The organism is Streptomyces sp. NPDC055254 (assembly GCF_053606025.1).
Genome location: NZ_JBSGQV010000022.1, coordinates 58,809 through 73,189, shown reverse-complemented (window position 1 = coordinate 73,189; position 14,381 = coordinate 58,809). Strand labels below are relative to the sequence as shown.

Below are 14,381 nucleotides of genomic sequence, written 5' to 3'. Positions count from 1 at the left end.
GTCAATGCCGCTGCCCCGCAGGTCGTGTCCGGGTCGGACACGACCTGCGGGGCAGCGGGAGGAGGGACAGGGGCCCGCCGGGGCTACTTGGTGATGCGCGGCCCGGTCGGAGCCGGTATCGGGGTGGTGGCCATCGCCTGCGGGGACGTCGGGTTCGCCAGCGCGGAGGGCGGGGCGACGGCCGCCGACGGGTCCGCGGGGGCGTCGTCCTCGTCCGCCGCCGGCAGACCGCCGACGATGCCGATGCCCGCGGCGTCGAAGGCTTCCTTGATCCGCCAGCGGAGCTCGCGCTCCACGGCGAACTGCTGGCCCGGCATCGTCTTCGCCGACACCTTCACCGTCATCGAGGCCAGCAGCACCTCGTCCAGGCCCAGCACTTCCACCGGGCCCCACAGCCGCTCGTCCCACGGCGACTCCTTGGCCATGGCGTCGGAGACTTCCTGGATCACCTCGCGGATCCGCAGCAGGCTCTCCGAGGGCTTGACCTGGATGTCCACGCCCGCGGTCGCCCAACCCTGGCTGAGGTTGCCGATCCGCTTGATCTCACCGTTGCGCACGTACCAGATCTCGCCGTTGTCGCCGCGGAGCTTGGTCACCCGCAGGCCGACCTCGACGACCTCACCGGAGGCCACACCCGCGTCGATCTTGTCCCCGACGCCGTACTGGTCCTCCAGGATCATGAACACGCCCGAGAGGAAGTCGGTCACCAGGTTCCGGGCACCGAAACCGATCGCCACACCGGCCACACCGGCGCTCGCCAGCAGCGGGCCCAGGTTGATGTCCAGCGCCCCGAGCACCATCAGCCCGGCCGTGCCGAGGATCAGGAACGAGGCCACCGAGCGCAGCACGGAACCGATCGCCTCGGAACGCTGCCGCCGCCGCTCCGCGTTGACGAGCAACCCGCCCAGGGCGGTGCCCTCAACGGCCTCGGCGCCGCGGTTCATCCGCGTGATCAGCTTCGTGAGGGACTTGCGGACGACCGAACGCAGCGCCGCCGCGATGACGATGATGAGCAGGATCCGCAGGCCGAGGTAGAGCCATCCGGCCCAGTTCTCCTCGATGAAGCTCGCGGCGTTGGTGACGTTCTCGTGGGTCTCCTTGAGCGTGGTGGACGCGTCCGGGGTGTCGGCTGCGAGGGGCAGCAGGGCGGCGGACCAGGGCACGGCGGGAACCTCCAGGTATCGCGACCTGCCCGGCGGGGTTCCCCCGGACGGAGTCCGAGGGCGGGTGTGCGGGCAGACCAACCACACTAACGGGGCATTCCCTTCACCCCCGTGCCGTGTTCGAGGGAGAGACCAGGCTCACCCGGGGATGCAGTGGGTGTGGTTGAAAACACCTCGGACCCGTTACGGGCGCGTGGTGGCGCTTCGACCAGCCGTAAGGAGAGACTGGAGAGCAGATCGTCCCGGCGCGAGCCACGCGCCGCCGGCGTACAAGGAGGCAGTCCGTGCCGCACGTCCTGGTCCTCAACGCGTCGTACGAGCCGCTCGGCGTCGTACCGCTCCGCCGCGCGCTCGTCCTCGTCCTGGAGAACAAAGCGGTCTCCCTGGAGGAATCCGGCGCCTATCTGCACAGCGCTACGAAAGTCGTCCCCGCTCCCAGCGTGGTACGGCTCAAGCGCTTCGTGCGGGTCCCCTACCGGGGGCCCGTTCCGCTCACCCGGCGCGCCCTGTTCGCCCGGGACGGCGGCCGCTGCATGTACTGCGGCGCGGTCGCCACCAGCGTGGACCACGTCGTCCCGCGCAGCCGGGGCGGCCAGCACGCCTGGGACAACGTCGTCGCAGCGTGCCGCCGCTGCAACCACGTCAAGGCGGACCGGCACCTGCTGGAGCTGGGGTGGCGCCTGCGGCACCAGCCGGCGCCGCCGTCGGGGCTGGCCTGGCGGATCATCGGGACGGGGCACCGGGATCCCTGCTGGATGCCGTATCTCCAGCCGTACGGGGCCGAGGACGCGCTGGACCGGATCGGGGTCGCGGCCTCCTGACTCCGTCGGGGGCGGATCGTGCGGGGTCGCGCCCGGCGTCGGCCTGCGGCCCGGCCGCCGGGGCTCCGCCCCGCACCCCGCGCCTCAATCGCCGGCGGGGCTGGAGTCAGGCCCCCGCCCCGCACGACGCGCCAGTCAGGCCTCCGGCCCGTGCCCCGCACCCCGCGCCTCAATCGCCGGCGGGCTGGGGGGCCGGGCTTCCGTCCGTGCCCGGGCGCGGGGGTGGTGTGTCCCGCCGGGGTCATGGGGATACCGCGTAGGCCTCCGCCGACCAGAGGGAGCAGCCGTACTTCGTGGCGCGGGAGTCGCACGTGACGCGCAGGAAGCGGGTGTCCGGGGCGTCCATGCGGAGGGACTCGACGCCGCCGCGGGAGGAGGGGACCGCGGCGGCCGGGCGCCAGGACGCGCCGTCCGCGGAGGTCTCCACCCGGTACGCCGAGGGGTGGGCGTCCTGCCAGTGGAGCGTCACCCGGCCCACGCGTGCCGCGGCCGGCAGCTCCGCCTGCCACCACGCCCCGTCCACCGCGGGCGAGGACCACCGGGTGGCCGGGGAGCCGTCCACGGCCGCGGAGGCCGAAAAGTCCGGGGTCTCGTTCGCCGAGGAGGTGGCCCGCGCGGTGCGCAGCAGGTCCGGGCCGCCCGTCCGGGCCACCGCCCGCACCGTCAGGATCCGGGACTCCCCGTTGAAGGAGACCGGCACCGCGTAGCTCCCGGCCGGGGTCGCCGGTGCGACCGCGACCTCCAGCGGGATCGACACCTTGGCCCCGCGCGGGGCGGTGGCGCGTTCCGGCAGGCGCACCGTGATGCCCGCGGGCGGCCGCGCCGCCAGCGGGCCGGCCACGTCGCCGGGCCCCAACGCGGACAGCTCCGCCGTCACCCGGCGCGGGGCGCCGCCGATCTCCACGTCGGCCCCGGCCCCGTCCGCCAGCTCGAAGCCGGCCTGCGGCCCGTCGCCGAACCAGGGCACCACCCGGTGCACGGCGGGGGCCGTCCCCGTCCAGGACAGGCGTACCGCGTCCGCGCGCAGGCCCGCCGTCTCCACCTGCGTCCAGCCCGACGCGGCGGCCTCGCCGACCTTGCGCCAGCCCTCGCCGGGTACGTGGGCCTCCACCGCCGCGCCCCGCGCCCCCGACGGGAGCGGGTCCGTCATCACGGTCACCGCCGACACGGGGCGCGCGGTGTCCAGGCGTACCGTCCAGGCGCCCGGGTCCGTGGTCACCGTGCCCGTGGTACGGGCGGCGCCGGTCCAGCCGTCCGCCTCGGCCGCCGCCTTCGTCAGGAACGGCTCCAGGACGGCCCGGTCCACCCGCGCCGGGCCCGGCTCCGACAGCTCCCGCCGGGCGGCGGCCAGCGCCTGCGAGGCCTGCCAGGCGGCCGTTCCGTCGCCCCGGGCCTGGGCCTGCAGGACGTCCAGGGCCCGCTCACCGGCCGTTCCGTAGCGCGAGAGCCGCTCCAGCCAGGGACCGGCCTCGCCCGCGAGGTGCGGGAGCCGCGCGGGGGCCTCGCGCAGCACCCCGAAGGCTTTGCGCAGCTCGGTCCCGGCCGTCGGATCACCCGTGGCCCGGGCCTGCCAGAACTGCTCGACCAGCGGTTTCAGGTACGCCGACTCCTCCTGCTTGAGCCCGGAGGACGCGCTGTTGCCGGCCAGGGCCGCCAGCGCCTCCCGGGCCCGCGGGTCGGCACCCGCCAGGTCGCGCACCGCCGCCGCCCAGGACTCGCCCGGCCGGTAGTCGCGCGGGTTCCAGGCGTAGTCCGCCGCGGTGAAGAGCGGGACCCGGGACAGGGCGGCCTGCGGCATCGCGTTGGCGAGCAGCGCCGCCGAACCGGCCGCCACCGCCGGCTCGCGACCCGCGTAGGGGCCGAGGAAGATCCGGCCGGGGTCCCAGTCGTTCACCGGGTAGTTGTCCATGGTGACCAGCGGGTGCCCGAGGGCCGAGCGCGCGCCGGCCAGCTCCTTGCCCGTGATCGTGCGCGGGACCACGCCCACGCCCGTCCAGGCCACCTCCACCCGCTCGTCCAACGTCCGGGCCAGGGCCGTCCGGTAGGCGGTGGCGCCCTCCTGGTAGTACTCCGTCGGCAGCAGGGACAGCGGGGCCGCTCCCGGATGCCGTTCGGCGAGGTGCGCCGCCAGCCCGCCCGCGACCTCCGCGTGCGCCTTCGCGGCCGCCGCGGGACCCTTGCCGTACCGCTCGCGGTCCGCGCGGCAGCCCCACTCGGTGTAGCTGACGTCCTGGAACTGCAGCTGGAAGGCCCGGAAGCCGAGCTCCCCCATGGCGTCCACCTTGCGTGCGAGCGCCGCCCGGTCCGCCGCCGAGGACAGGCACATCGACTGGCCGGGGGTCACCGCCCACCCCAGCACCACCGCGTTGGCCCGGGCCCGCTCCGCCAGCGCCCGGAACTCCTCCTGGCGCTCCGCCGGGTACTCCTGGCGCCAGCCCGTGGTCCGGTAGGGGTCGTCGCCGGGCGCGAGCAGCAGCCGGTTCTGCTTGGTGCGGCCCATGAAGTCCAGCTGCGCCAGGCGCTGTTCCCGGGTCCACTGCTGACCGTAGAACCCCTCGGTGATCCCGCGCACGGGCGCGGCCGGCCAGTCGCGGACCAGTACGCCGGGCACCTTGCCCCCGCCGCCGGCCAGCAGTTGGCGCAGGGTCTGCGCCGCGTGGAAGAGCCCCGACCCGCCGACGCCGGCCAGCGCGACCGTGTCCCTGCCGCCGGGCCGCCCCACCGCCAGCCGGTAGCCGCCGTCCGGCAGGTCCGTCGCCGCGGCCGCGCCGAGGGCCCGCAGCGCCTCCTCCGCGTCCGGGCCCTGGAGCCGTACGACGGTGCCCGTCCGCGGCAGCGGCTCCCCGGGGGCCGGTTCGTGCACGGTGCGCACGCCCGCCGCGCGCAGGGCGTCCCGCACCACCTGGCGGGCGTACGGGTCGGTGTCGGCCGGGGCGATCAGCACGGCCTGGGTGCCCAGCGGCAGTTCACGGGCCGGATCGGCCGCCATCGACCTCGGCCGGGGCCACACGGCGGGCCCCTCGGCGGCGGTGCGCGGGGAATCGGCGCGGGGATCCAGCACGGGCACCGGGTCGGACCCGGACGCCGGATCCACGGTCGGCGCGACCGGCGGAGCCGGCGTCGCGACGGCGCCCGGCGGAGCCGCGGCCACCGCGCCGCCCAGCAGCGACGCGATCACGGCCACGGCGGCCGCAACGGCCCGCCTCCTGCCCCTGAGCTGCACAGAGCCTCCCCGTCCCGAGACGTCCCCCGCTCGTACGAATGAGCCCGAGCCCACCACTCGTGCGGCTGGAGTGTCAATGTGGGCGGGCGATCTGACCTGGATACGCCAGGAATGCGATGCCCCCGAGTGGGTATGGCTGCGGTGTTCCCCGGCGGTGCCCGCTCGGCCGATCCCCTTTCTGACCCACCCTTCTGACCCGCCCTCACGTACCGACGAAGGAGTGCCCGTCGATGGACGACCTGGCCCGGCTCGCCGACCTGCACGGCATCGCCACCGCCTACCAGCCCGCCGCCGACGTGACCGTCCGGGTTCCCGAGGCGACGGTCCGCGCCGTGCTCGGGTTGTTGGGGGTGGCCACCGGGACCCCCGAGTGCGTCCGGGAACGGCTGGCGGAGGCCGAGCGGGAGGCGGCCGCGCGGCTGCTGCCGCCGGTCCTGGTGCGGTGGGAGGGCGCACCCCCGCCGCCCGAACTGGCCGCACTGCCGCCGGGGACCCGGATCCGGCTGGATCCGGACGAGGCCGTGCCGGGCGCCGGCGCCGCGTGGGACACGTCGGTCGACGGCCCGCTGCCGGCGGGGCTGCCGCTGGGCGTCCACCGGATCACCGCCGACCTGCCGGACGGCCGGACGGCCGGAGCCACCCTGATCCTCGCCCCGGACCGGGCCCCGGCCGCGCCGGAGCGGACCCACGGGCTGCTGGTCCAGCTGTACTCGCTGCTCTCCGAGCGCTCCTGGGGCATGGGCGACCTCGGTGACCTGGCGGCGCTCGCCCGCTGGGCCGGCAGCGCCCACGGCGCCGGCTTCATCCAGGTCAATCCGCTGCACGCGGCCGTGCCCGGCACCCCGACCGACCCCTCCCCGTACCGCCCCTCCTCGCGGCGCTTCCCCGATCCGGTCCACCTGCGGATCGAGGACGTCCCGGAGTACGCGGGCTGCGCCGACCGGGCCGCCCTCGCCGATCTCGCCGCCCGGGGCGGTGCATTGCGCCGCCAGGTCCTGGAGAAGGGCGCGCTGATCGACCGGGACGCGGTGTGGGAGCTCAAGCTGGCGGCGCTGCGGCTGCTGTACGCGGTCCCGCGCGAGCCCGCGCGCGCCGCCGACTTCGCCCGCTTCCGCACCGCCGGCGGGGCGGCGCTCGCCGGGCACGCGACCTGGTTCGCCCTCGTCGAGCGGTACGGGACGGATCCGGCGCGCTGGCCCGAGGGCGCCGAGGCCGAGCCGGGGGAGGTGGAGTTCCGCTGCTGGCTCGCGTGGCTGACCGACGCCCAGCTCGCCGCCGCCCAGCGGGCCGCGCGGGAGGCGGGCATGAGCGTCGGCATCGTGCACGACCTGGCGGTCGGCGTGCACCCGCAGGGCGCGGACGTCTGGGCCGAGCCCTCCGCGCACGCCACGGGGACGACGGTGGGCGCCCCGCCGGACGCCTTCAACGCGCGCGGCCAGGACTGGGGGCTGCCGCCCTGGCGCCCGGACCGGCTGGCGGCGGCCGGCTACGCGCCGCTGCGGCACCTGCTGCGCGAGGTGTTCCGGTACGCCGGCGCGCTGCGGATCGACCACGTCATGGGTCTGTTCCGGCTCTGGTGGATCCCGGAGGGGATGCCGCCCGCGCAGGGTACGTACGTCCGCTACGACGGCGAGGCGATGCTGGCCGTCCTGGTGCTGGAGGCCCACCGGGCCGGGGCCCTGGTCATCGGTGAGGACCTCGGGACGGTGGAGCCGGAGGTCCGCCGCCGGCTGGCCCGGCGCGGGGTGCTCGGCACCTCCGTGCTCTGGTTCGAGCGGGACTGGGCCGGAACCGGGAGCCCGCTCCCGCCGCAGGAGTGGCGTGCCGACTGCCTGGCCACGGCCACCACCCACGACCTGCCGCCCACGGCCGCCAAGCTCGCCGGGGGCCACGTGGAGCTGCGCGACCGGCTCGGGCTGCTGACCCGCCCGGCCGAGCGGGAGCGGGCCGAGGACGCCGCCGACACGGCCGAGTGGCTGGAACTGCTGGAGGGGCTCGGTCTGGAGACCAAGGACGAGGAGTCCGCCGTGCGGTCCCTGTACGCGTTCCTGCTGCGCACTCCCGCGCGGCTGGTCGGCGTGTGGCTGCCCGACGCGGTGGGCGACCGGCGGCCGCAGAACCTGCCGGGCACCTGGGACCAGTACCCCAATTGGCGGCTGCCGGTCGCCGATGCCTCGGGGCGGCCGCTGACCCTGGAGGAACTGGCCGCCTCGCCCCGGGCGAACGCCCTGCTGGGCGCGGTGCGGGCGGGACTGCGGGACGGTGCGGGGCCCCGTACGGCACCCCCGGGCGCGCGGGCCGTTTAGGTGTTCGCTACGTTTGCACCGTGGACAAGAAGAACGCTCTGCGCGCCGGCGCCGTCACGGCCGGAACGACGCTGATGATGCTGCTGATGACGTCTCCCGCCCTGGCGCTGACCCGCGACGACGGCGACGACCCGGGCCCGGGCCTGAGCATTGCCGACACGATCGGTCTGTTCGTGATCGCCCCGATCGTGCTGTTCCTGGTCATCGCGGGTCTCGTGATGGTCGGCGACAAGTCGCGCAAGGAGCAGAAGCAGGTCTGACCCCCGGGTCGGTACCACAGGACTTCCCGGGCGCCGGGGGTTCGCACGGCCGGTTGTTCCGGGCCGGCGGCGACCCCCGGCGCCTTGTCGTGTTTCCGGCCGCCGCCCGCGAGGGGTGGCGGCCGCCTCGCGTTCCCGGTCGCCTCGCGTTCCCGGCCCTCAGAGGCCCGCGAGCAGCTTGCGCAGGAGGCCGGTGAGGACGGCGACCTCCTCGTCGCTCAGCCCGGCGAGCGCGGCGCGCTGGACCTCCAGGCCCGCCGTGACCGCCTCGTCGATGAGGGCCAGGCCCCGGTCGGTGATCGTCACCTTGAGTCCGCGGCGGTCGTGCGGATCGGGCTTGCGGCACAGCAGCCCCGCCTTCTCCAGCTTGTCCAGCCGGCCGGTCATACCGCCCGTCGTCAGCATGAGCGTGGCCGACAGCTGCCGCGGCGAGAGCGTGTAGGGGACGCCGGAGCGGCGCAGGGTGGCGACGACGTCGAACTCCCCGCGCGAGATGCCGAAGCGGCCGTAGGTCGCTTCCATCGCGTCGCCCATGGCCCTGGTGATGCGGTACATGCGCCCGAAGACGGCCATGGGCGCCGTTTCGAGGTCGGGGCGGACGGCGTACCACTGTGCGGTGATCGCGTCGACGGCGTCCGCGTCGACGCTCCGGGGGTTCTCGGGCTGCCGAGGGGCCTCGCTCATGGACGCAGTATCCGGTCTCCGTCGGATGGTTCGCAAGAAAGATGCTTGACGGTAAGTGGCTTAGCGGTAAGCTACTTACAAGCGATCGATGTGGGGGAGCCATCGCCTTCCTCAGCCGCCCGAGGAGCATCCGTCATGAAGCGTTCCGCCACCGTCGCCCTGACCGCGTTGGCCCCCGTCTCCTGGGGCTCGACCTACGCCGTCGCCACCGAACTGCTGCCACCCGACCGCCCCCTGTTCACCGGCTTGATGCGGGCCCTGCCTGCCGGGCTGCTGCTGGTCGCCCTCTCCCGGACCCTGCCCAAGGGCGCGTGGTGGTGGAAGTCCGCCGTGCTCGGCACGCTCAACATCGGCGCCTTCTTCCCGCTGCTGTTCCTCTCCGCCTACCGGCTGCCCGGCGGGGTCGCGGCCGTGCTCGGCGCCGCCGGACCGCTGTTCGTCGTCGGGCTCGCCGCCCTGCTCCTCGGCGAGCGGGCGCGGCTGCGCACCGTCCTCGCCGCCGTGGTCGCCGCGTTCGGGGTCGGCATGGTCGTCCTGACCGCGGAGGCGCGCCTCGACCTGGTCGGCGTCGTCGCCGGCGTGGTGTCCTCGGCCTCCATGGGAGCGGGCACCGTCATGACCAAGCGCTGGGGCCGCCCCGAAGGCGTCGGCCCGCTCGCCACCACCGGCTGGCAGCTCACCGCCGGCGGGCTGGTCGTCATCCCGGTCGCCGCGCTCGTCGAGGGGGCTCCGCCCGCGCTCGACGGCAAGGCCTTCCTCGGCTACGGCTACATGATCCTGATCAACACCGGTATCGCGTACTGGCTCTGGTTCCGCGGCATCGGGCAGCTCGACGCCACCTCCGTCACCCTGCTCGGTCCGCTCTCCCCGCTGACCGCCGCCGTGATCGGCTGGGCCGCCCTCGGGCAGGCGCTGTCGCCCGTACAGCTCGCGGGCATGGCCCTCGCCTTCGGCGCCACCGTCGCCGGACAGCTGGCTGCCGCGCGGACCGCGCCGCCGGTGAAACCGTTCAGTGAAACTGAACAGATCGATCAAAACATTTCGATGGACCTGACTGATGGACGGGTGCGACGGTAGGTCTCGCATCGACCGGCGAACCCGAGGGGGAGACGCACCGTGGCCGTCACGGACCGAGTCCGCACCGTTTCGCAGACACAGCACAGCAGGAGGGGGAAGAAGGGGGCCACCGGATTCGGTGTCCTCCTCGCCCTGCTCGCGACGGTCGTCTGGTCCGGCAGCTTCGTCGCCACCCGGGGGATGGCCGAGACCGTCCCGCCCGTCCAGGCCGTCTTCTGGCGCTGGGTCATCGCCCTGGTCGCCGTCGCGCCCTTCGCCGCCCGCCAGGCCTGGCGGCAGCGGGCCCTGATCCGGCGCCACTTCGGCTACATCGCCCTCGCCTCGCTGTTCGGCGTCGCCCTGTACAACACACTGGTGCACCAGGCCGGACTCACCACCTCCGCCTCCCACATGGGCATGATCATGGCCGCCTCGCCGGTGGTCATGGCGCTCTACGCCCGACTCGGCGGCGAACGGCTCGGCGGCCGGCGCACCTTCGGCCTGCTGCTCGCCGCCCTCGGCGTCCTGCTGCTGGTCGGCGACGGCTCCCTCGGCTTCGACTTCGCAGCCGGCGACCTGTGGATGTTCGCCGCCGCCCTCGCCTTCGCCACGTACAGCGCCCTGCTCAAGCGCAAGCCCGCCGCACTGGGCGGCCTGGCCTTCCTGATCACCACCTTCGCGCTCGGCGCGCTGATGCTGGCGCCCGCCTACGCCGTCTCCGTCACCGTCCAGGGCGGCTTCGAGGCCACCGCCGGCCCGGTCGGACAGCTGCTGTACGTCGGTGTCTTCTCCTCCGCCGTCGCCTTCTTCGCCTGGAACCGAGCCGTCTCGGTCATCGGCGCGGCCCGCGCCGGAGTCGTCTACTACCTCCAGCCGGTGTGCGTGGCGGGCCTCGGATTCCTGCTGCTGGACGAGCGCACCGGTCCCGCGCAACTGCTCTGCATGGGGCTGATCCTCGGCGGCGTGGCCCTGGGCGCCCGGAGGTAGATTCCGCCCATGAGCGAGTGGGACATCAAGAAGCTGCGGATCCTGCGGACCCTCGCCGACCGGGGGACCGTGACCGCGACGGCGGAGGCGCTGCACATGACGCCCTCGGCGGTCTCGCAGCAGCTGACCAATCTCGCGCGGCAGCTGGGCGTCGTCCTGCTGGAGGCCCAGGGCCGCAGGGTGCGGCTGACGGACGCGGCGCACCTCGTACTGCGCCACGCGGAGGCGGTGTTCGCGCAGTTGGAGCAGGCCGACGCGGAGCTGGCCCGCTACCTCGCGGGGGACGCGGGCGAGGTGCGGGTCGGCGCCTTCTCCACCGCCGTACCGGCGCTGGTGGTGCCGGCCGTGGCCGCCCTGCGGCGGACCCGTCCGGGGGTGGACGTCCGGGTACGGGAGACGGAGGCCGCGGAGTCCTACGAGCTGCTGTCGGCCGGCGGAGTGGACCTGGCGCTGTCCCTGGCGGCGCACGCGCCGACCGCGCGGGATCCCCGGTTCACCCGGCTGACGCTCCTGGAGGACCCGCTGGACGTGGCCCTGCCGCCGGGCCATCCGCTGGCGGCCGCGCCGGAACTGCGGCTCGTTGACCTGTCCGGCGACCCGTGGATCTACGGGGGCAGCGGCCCGTGGTCGGAGATCGCGCGGGGCGCGTGCGAGGCGGCGGGCTTCGTACCGGAGCAGGCGCACTCGGCGTCCGGCTGGACGGCGATCCTGGCGATGGTCGAGGCGGGGATGGGTGTGGCGCTGGTCCCGCGCATGGTGTCGAGCCGGGCCTCGGGGGTGGTGGTCCGCGTGCTGTCCCGGGACCGCCCGACCCGGCACGTGATCGCGGCGGTCCGGCGCGGAGCCGAGTCCGCTCCCGCGGTGGCGCACGTCCTCGCCGCCTTGCGGGCGGTCGCTGCCGAGCGCTGAGCGCGCTGCCGCCGCCGGGTGCGGGGTGCCGCTGCGCGGGGCCGTCTCCCCGCCCCGCCCTTCCACCGTTCCCCGGGCCCTGCCCGGCCCCGCGCCTCAAGCGCCGGCGGGGCTCAAGGTCGGGGCTCCGTCCCGGGTCCCGTGCCTCAAGCGCGGCGGGGCTGGGACGGTCCGGGCCCCGGTCTTCGGCGCCGGGCGGGCTGGAATTCCAGCCCGTCCGGCGTTTGAGGACCGGGCCCGGGCGGAGCCCGGGGGACCCCCTAGGCGGCAGCGGCAGCGGCAGCGGCAGCGGCGTCGGCCGCCTGGGCCTTCAGCGCGCGCTCGACGCCCGCGCGGGACTCCGAGACCAGGCGGCGCAGGGCCGCGTTCGGCTGGGCGGAGGCCAGCCAGGCATCCGTCGCGTCCAGGGTCTCCTGCGACACCTGGAGGGCCGGGTAGAGACCCACCGCGACCTGCTGCGCGATCTCGTGGCTCCGCGTCTCCCAGACCTCCTTGACCACCGCGAAGTACTTCTCGGTGTACGGAGCCAGCAGCTCGCGCTGGTCGGTCTGGACGAAGCCGCCGATCACGGCCTCCTGCACCGCGTTCGGCAGGGCGTCGCCCTCCACCACCAAGGCCCAGGCCTCGGCCTTGGCCTCCGCCGTCGGGCGCGCCGCCCGCGCGGTCGCCGCGTGGCGCTCGCCGGCCGCCGTGGGGTCCCGCTCCAGCTCGGCGGCGACGGCAGCCTCGCCGGCCACGCCCGTCGCGACGAGCCGCTCCAGGAAGCTCCACCGCAGCTCGGTGTCGACGACCAGGCCCTCGATCTCCGCCGCGCCGTCCAGCAGCGCCGACAGGTAGGTCAGCTGGCCCTCGGTGCGGGCCGTGGCCGCGAAGGCCCGCGCCCACGCCAGCTGGTGGTCGCTGCCCGGCTCGGCCGCGCGCAGGTTCTCCAGCGTGGCCTCGGTCCAGGTCGCCAGGCCCTCCTCGCGCCACGCCGGGTCGGCGTACAGCTCGACGGCCAGCTTCACCTGGCGCTGGAGCGACTGGACGACACCGATGTCGGACTCCTTGCCGATGCCCGAGAGGACCAGCGCGAGGTAGTCGCGGGTGGCGAGCTCGCCGTCGCGCGTCATGTCCCAGGCCGAGGCCCAGCACAGCGCGCGCGGCAGGGACTCGGCGAAGTCGCCCAGGTGCGCGGTGACCGCGGCCAGGGACTCCTCGTCCAGCCGGACCTTCGCGTACGACAGGTCGTCGTCGTTGAGCAGCACGACGGCCGGCCGGGCACGGCCCACGAGCTCCGGCACCGGCGTCAGTGCGCCGTCGACGTCCAGCTCGATCCGCTCGGTGCGGACGAGGGAGCCGTCCTGGAGCTCGTACAGGCCGATCGCGATCCGGTGCGGGCGCAGGGTCGACTCGCCCTTGGCGCCGGCGGGCAGCGCCGGGGCCTCCTGGCGGACGGCGAAGGAGGTGACCGTGCCGTCCGCGCCGGTGGTGATCTCCGGGCGCAGGATGTTGATGCCGGCCGTCTCCAGCCACGCCTTCGACCAGGCGGTCAGATCGCGTCCGGAGGTCTCCTCCAGGGCGCCCAGCAGGTCGGACAGGCGTGTGTTCCCGTACGCGTGCGCCTTGAAGTACGCCTGCACGCCCTGGAAGAAGGCGTCGGTGCCGACGTAGGCGACGAGCTGCTTGAGCACCGAGGCGCCCTTGGCGTACGTGATGCCGTCGAAGTTGACCTGCACGTCCTCCAGGTCGCGGATGTCCGCCATGATCGGGTGCGTGGAGGGCAGCTGGTCCTGCCGGTACGCCCAGGTCTTCATGGAGTTGGCGAACGTGGTCCACGCGTGCGGCCACTTCGAGCCCTCCGCGGAGGCCTGGCAGGCGATCGACGTGTAGGTGGCGAACGACTCGTTCAGCCAGAGGTCGTTCCACCACTCCATGGTGACCAGGTCGCCGAACCACATGTGCGCGAGCTCGTGCAGCAGCGTCTCGGCGCGCACCTCGTACGCCGCGTCCGTCACCTTCGAGCGGAAGACGTACTGGTCGCGGATGGTGACCGCGCCCGCGTTCTCCATCGCGCCCGCGTTGAACTCCGGCACGAACAGCTGGTCGTACTTGGCGAAGGGGTAGGCGTACGCGAACTTCTCCTGGAACCAGTCGAAGCCCTGCCGCGTCACGTCGAAGATCTCGTCCGCGTCGAGGAACTCGGCGAGCGAGGGGCGGCAGTAGATGCCCAGCGGCACCGACTGCCCGTCCGGGCCCTCGTACGAGCTGTGCACCGAGTGGTACGGGCCCGCGATCAGCGCGGTGATGTACGTGGAGATGCGCGGTGTCGGCTCGAAGCGCCAGACGTTGTCCTTGACGTCGGCGGCGTCCGGCGTCGGGGAGTTCGAGACGACCGTCCAGCCCTCCGGGGCCGTGACGGTGAACCGGAACGTCGCCTTCAGGTCGGGCTGCTCGAAGCTGGCGAAGACGCGGCGCGCGTCCGGCACCTCGAACTGGGTGTACAGGTACGCCTGCTGGTCGACCGGGTCGACGAAGCGGTGCAGGCCCTCGCCGGAGTTGGTGTACGCGCAGTCCGCGACGACGCGGAGCTCGTTCTCCCCGGCCGCCAGGTGCCGCAGCGTGATGCGCGCGTCGCGGAAGACGGCGGCGACGTCCAGGGACTTGCCGTTGAGGACGACCTCGTGCACCGCCGGGGCGACGAGGTCGATGAAGGTCTCGGCCTCGGCCTCGGCCGACCGGAAGCGCACCGTGGTCACGGAGGGGAAGGTGCCCCCCTCCTGTGCTCCACTGAGGTCGAGTTCGACCTCGTAGGAGTCGACGGTGAGCAGCTGCGCCCGCTGCTGGGCCTCTTCACGGGTGAGATTCGTGCCTGGCACGCGGTCATCTCCTTTGATGGTGACGTTCCGGCCCATCCTTCCACGAGGACCCCGTGCGATACCCGGAGGTAATCCACGGGCGAACACGACGTCCGGTTTCCGCCGCCCCGACGC

General features: G+C 74.4%; 10 protein-coding genes. 6 read left to right on the top strand and 4 right to left on the bottom strand.

The genetic code is table 11. The annotated features are described in order from the left end of the window. Window positions 1-83: 83 nt before the first annotated feature. Window positions 84-1,163, bottom strand: a complete 1,080-nt coding sequence (locus ACWFQ8_RS21240) for a mechanosensitive ion channel family protein (protein WP_453787810.1) — start codon at window positions 1,161-1,163, stop codon at window positions 84-86. Between the two features lie 284 nt (window positions 1,164-1,447). Between ACWFQ8_RS21240 and ACWFQ8_RS21235 the strand changes: the two genes are divergently transcribed. Further along, window positions 1,448-1,984, top strand: a complete 537-nt coding sequence (locus ACWFQ8_RS21235) for an HNH endonuclease (protein ID WP_384542330.1) — start codon at window positions 1,448-1,450, stop codon at window positions 1,982-1,984. A 241-nt stretch (window positions 1,985-2,225) separates the two neighbouring features. Here ACWFQ8_RS21235 and ACWFQ8_RS21230 read toward each other — a convergent pair whose 3' ends face one another. After that, window positions 2,226-5,207: a beta-N-acetylglucosaminidase domain-containing protein gene (locus ACWFQ8_RS21230; RefSeq protein ID WP_453787809.1), complete on the bottom strand. Its 2,982-nt coding sequence runs from the start codon at window positions 5,205-5,207 to the stop codon at window positions 2,226-2,228. 230 nt (window positions 5,208-5,437) lie between these two features. On the opposite strand from ACWFQ8_RS21230, the gene malQ reads away from it, so the two are divergent. Together malQ and ACWFQ8_RS21220 are read left to right on the top strand one after the other, a co-directional pair. After that, complete coding sequence (gene malQ, locus ACWFQ8_RS21225; protein WP_453787808.1) at window positions 5,438-7,513, top strand: 4-alpha-glucanotransferase; 2,076 nt, start codon at window positions 5,438-5,440, stop codon at window positions 7,511-7,513. Window positions 7,514-7,533: 20 nt separating this feature from the next. After that, the gene (locus ACWFQ8_RS21220) at window positions 7,534-7,773 is read left to right on the top strand and encodes a hypothetical protein (protein ID WP_453787807.1); all 240 of its coding nucleotides are present in this window, start codon (window positions 7,534-7,536) and stop codon (window positions 7,771-7,773) included. 159 nt (window positions 7,774-7,932) lie between these two features. Here the strand turns inward: ACWFQ8_RS21220 and ACWFQ8_RS21215 are convergent, their stop codons facing one another. Next, on the bottom strand, window positions 7,933-8,457 hold the full coding sequence (locus ACWFQ8_RS21215) for a MarR family winged helix-turn-helix transcriptional regulator (protein WP_453787806.1): 525 nt from the start codon (window positions 8,455-8,457) through the stop codon (window positions 7,933-7,935). Between the two features lie 135 nt (window positions 8,458-8,592). On the opposite strand from ACWFQ8_RS21215, the gene ACWFQ8_RS21210 reads away from it, so the two are divergent. From ACWFQ8_RS21210 to ACWFQ8_RS21200, 3 genes are read left to right on the top strand one after another with little or no spacing between them, the layout of a single operon-like run. After that, window positions 8,593-9,534, top strand: a complete 942-nt coding sequence (locus ACWFQ8_RS21210; RefSeq protein ID WP_453787805.1) for an EamA family transporter — start codon at window positions 8,593-8,595, stop codon at window positions 9,532-9,534. A gap of 39 nt (window positions 9,535-9,573) precedes the next feature. Beyond that, window positions 9,574-10,500, top strand: a complete 927-nt coding sequence (locus tag ACWFQ8_RS21205; RefSeq protein WP_453787804.1) for a DMT family transporter — start codon at window positions 9,574-9,576, stop codon at window positions 10,498-10,500. A 9-nt stretch (window positions 10,501-10,509) separates the two neighbouring features. After that, window positions 10,510-11,409, top strand: a complete 900-nt coding sequence (locus ACWFQ8_RS21200) for a LysR family transcriptional regulator (protein WP_453787803.1) — start codon at window positions 10,510-10,512, stop codon at window positions 11,407-11,409. Between the two features lie 260 nt (window positions 11,410-11,669). On the opposite strand, the gene pepN is transcribed toward ACWFQ8_RS21200, so the two are convergent. Then, the gene (gene pepN / locus ACWFQ8_RS21195) at window positions 11,670-14,267 is read right to left on the bottom strand and encodes an aminopeptidase N (RefSeq protein WP_453787802.1); all 2,598 of its coding nucleotides are present in this window, start codon (window positions 14,265-14,267) and stop codon (window positions 11,670-11,672) included. Between the last annotated feature and the right edge of the window lie 114 nt (window positions 14,268-14,381).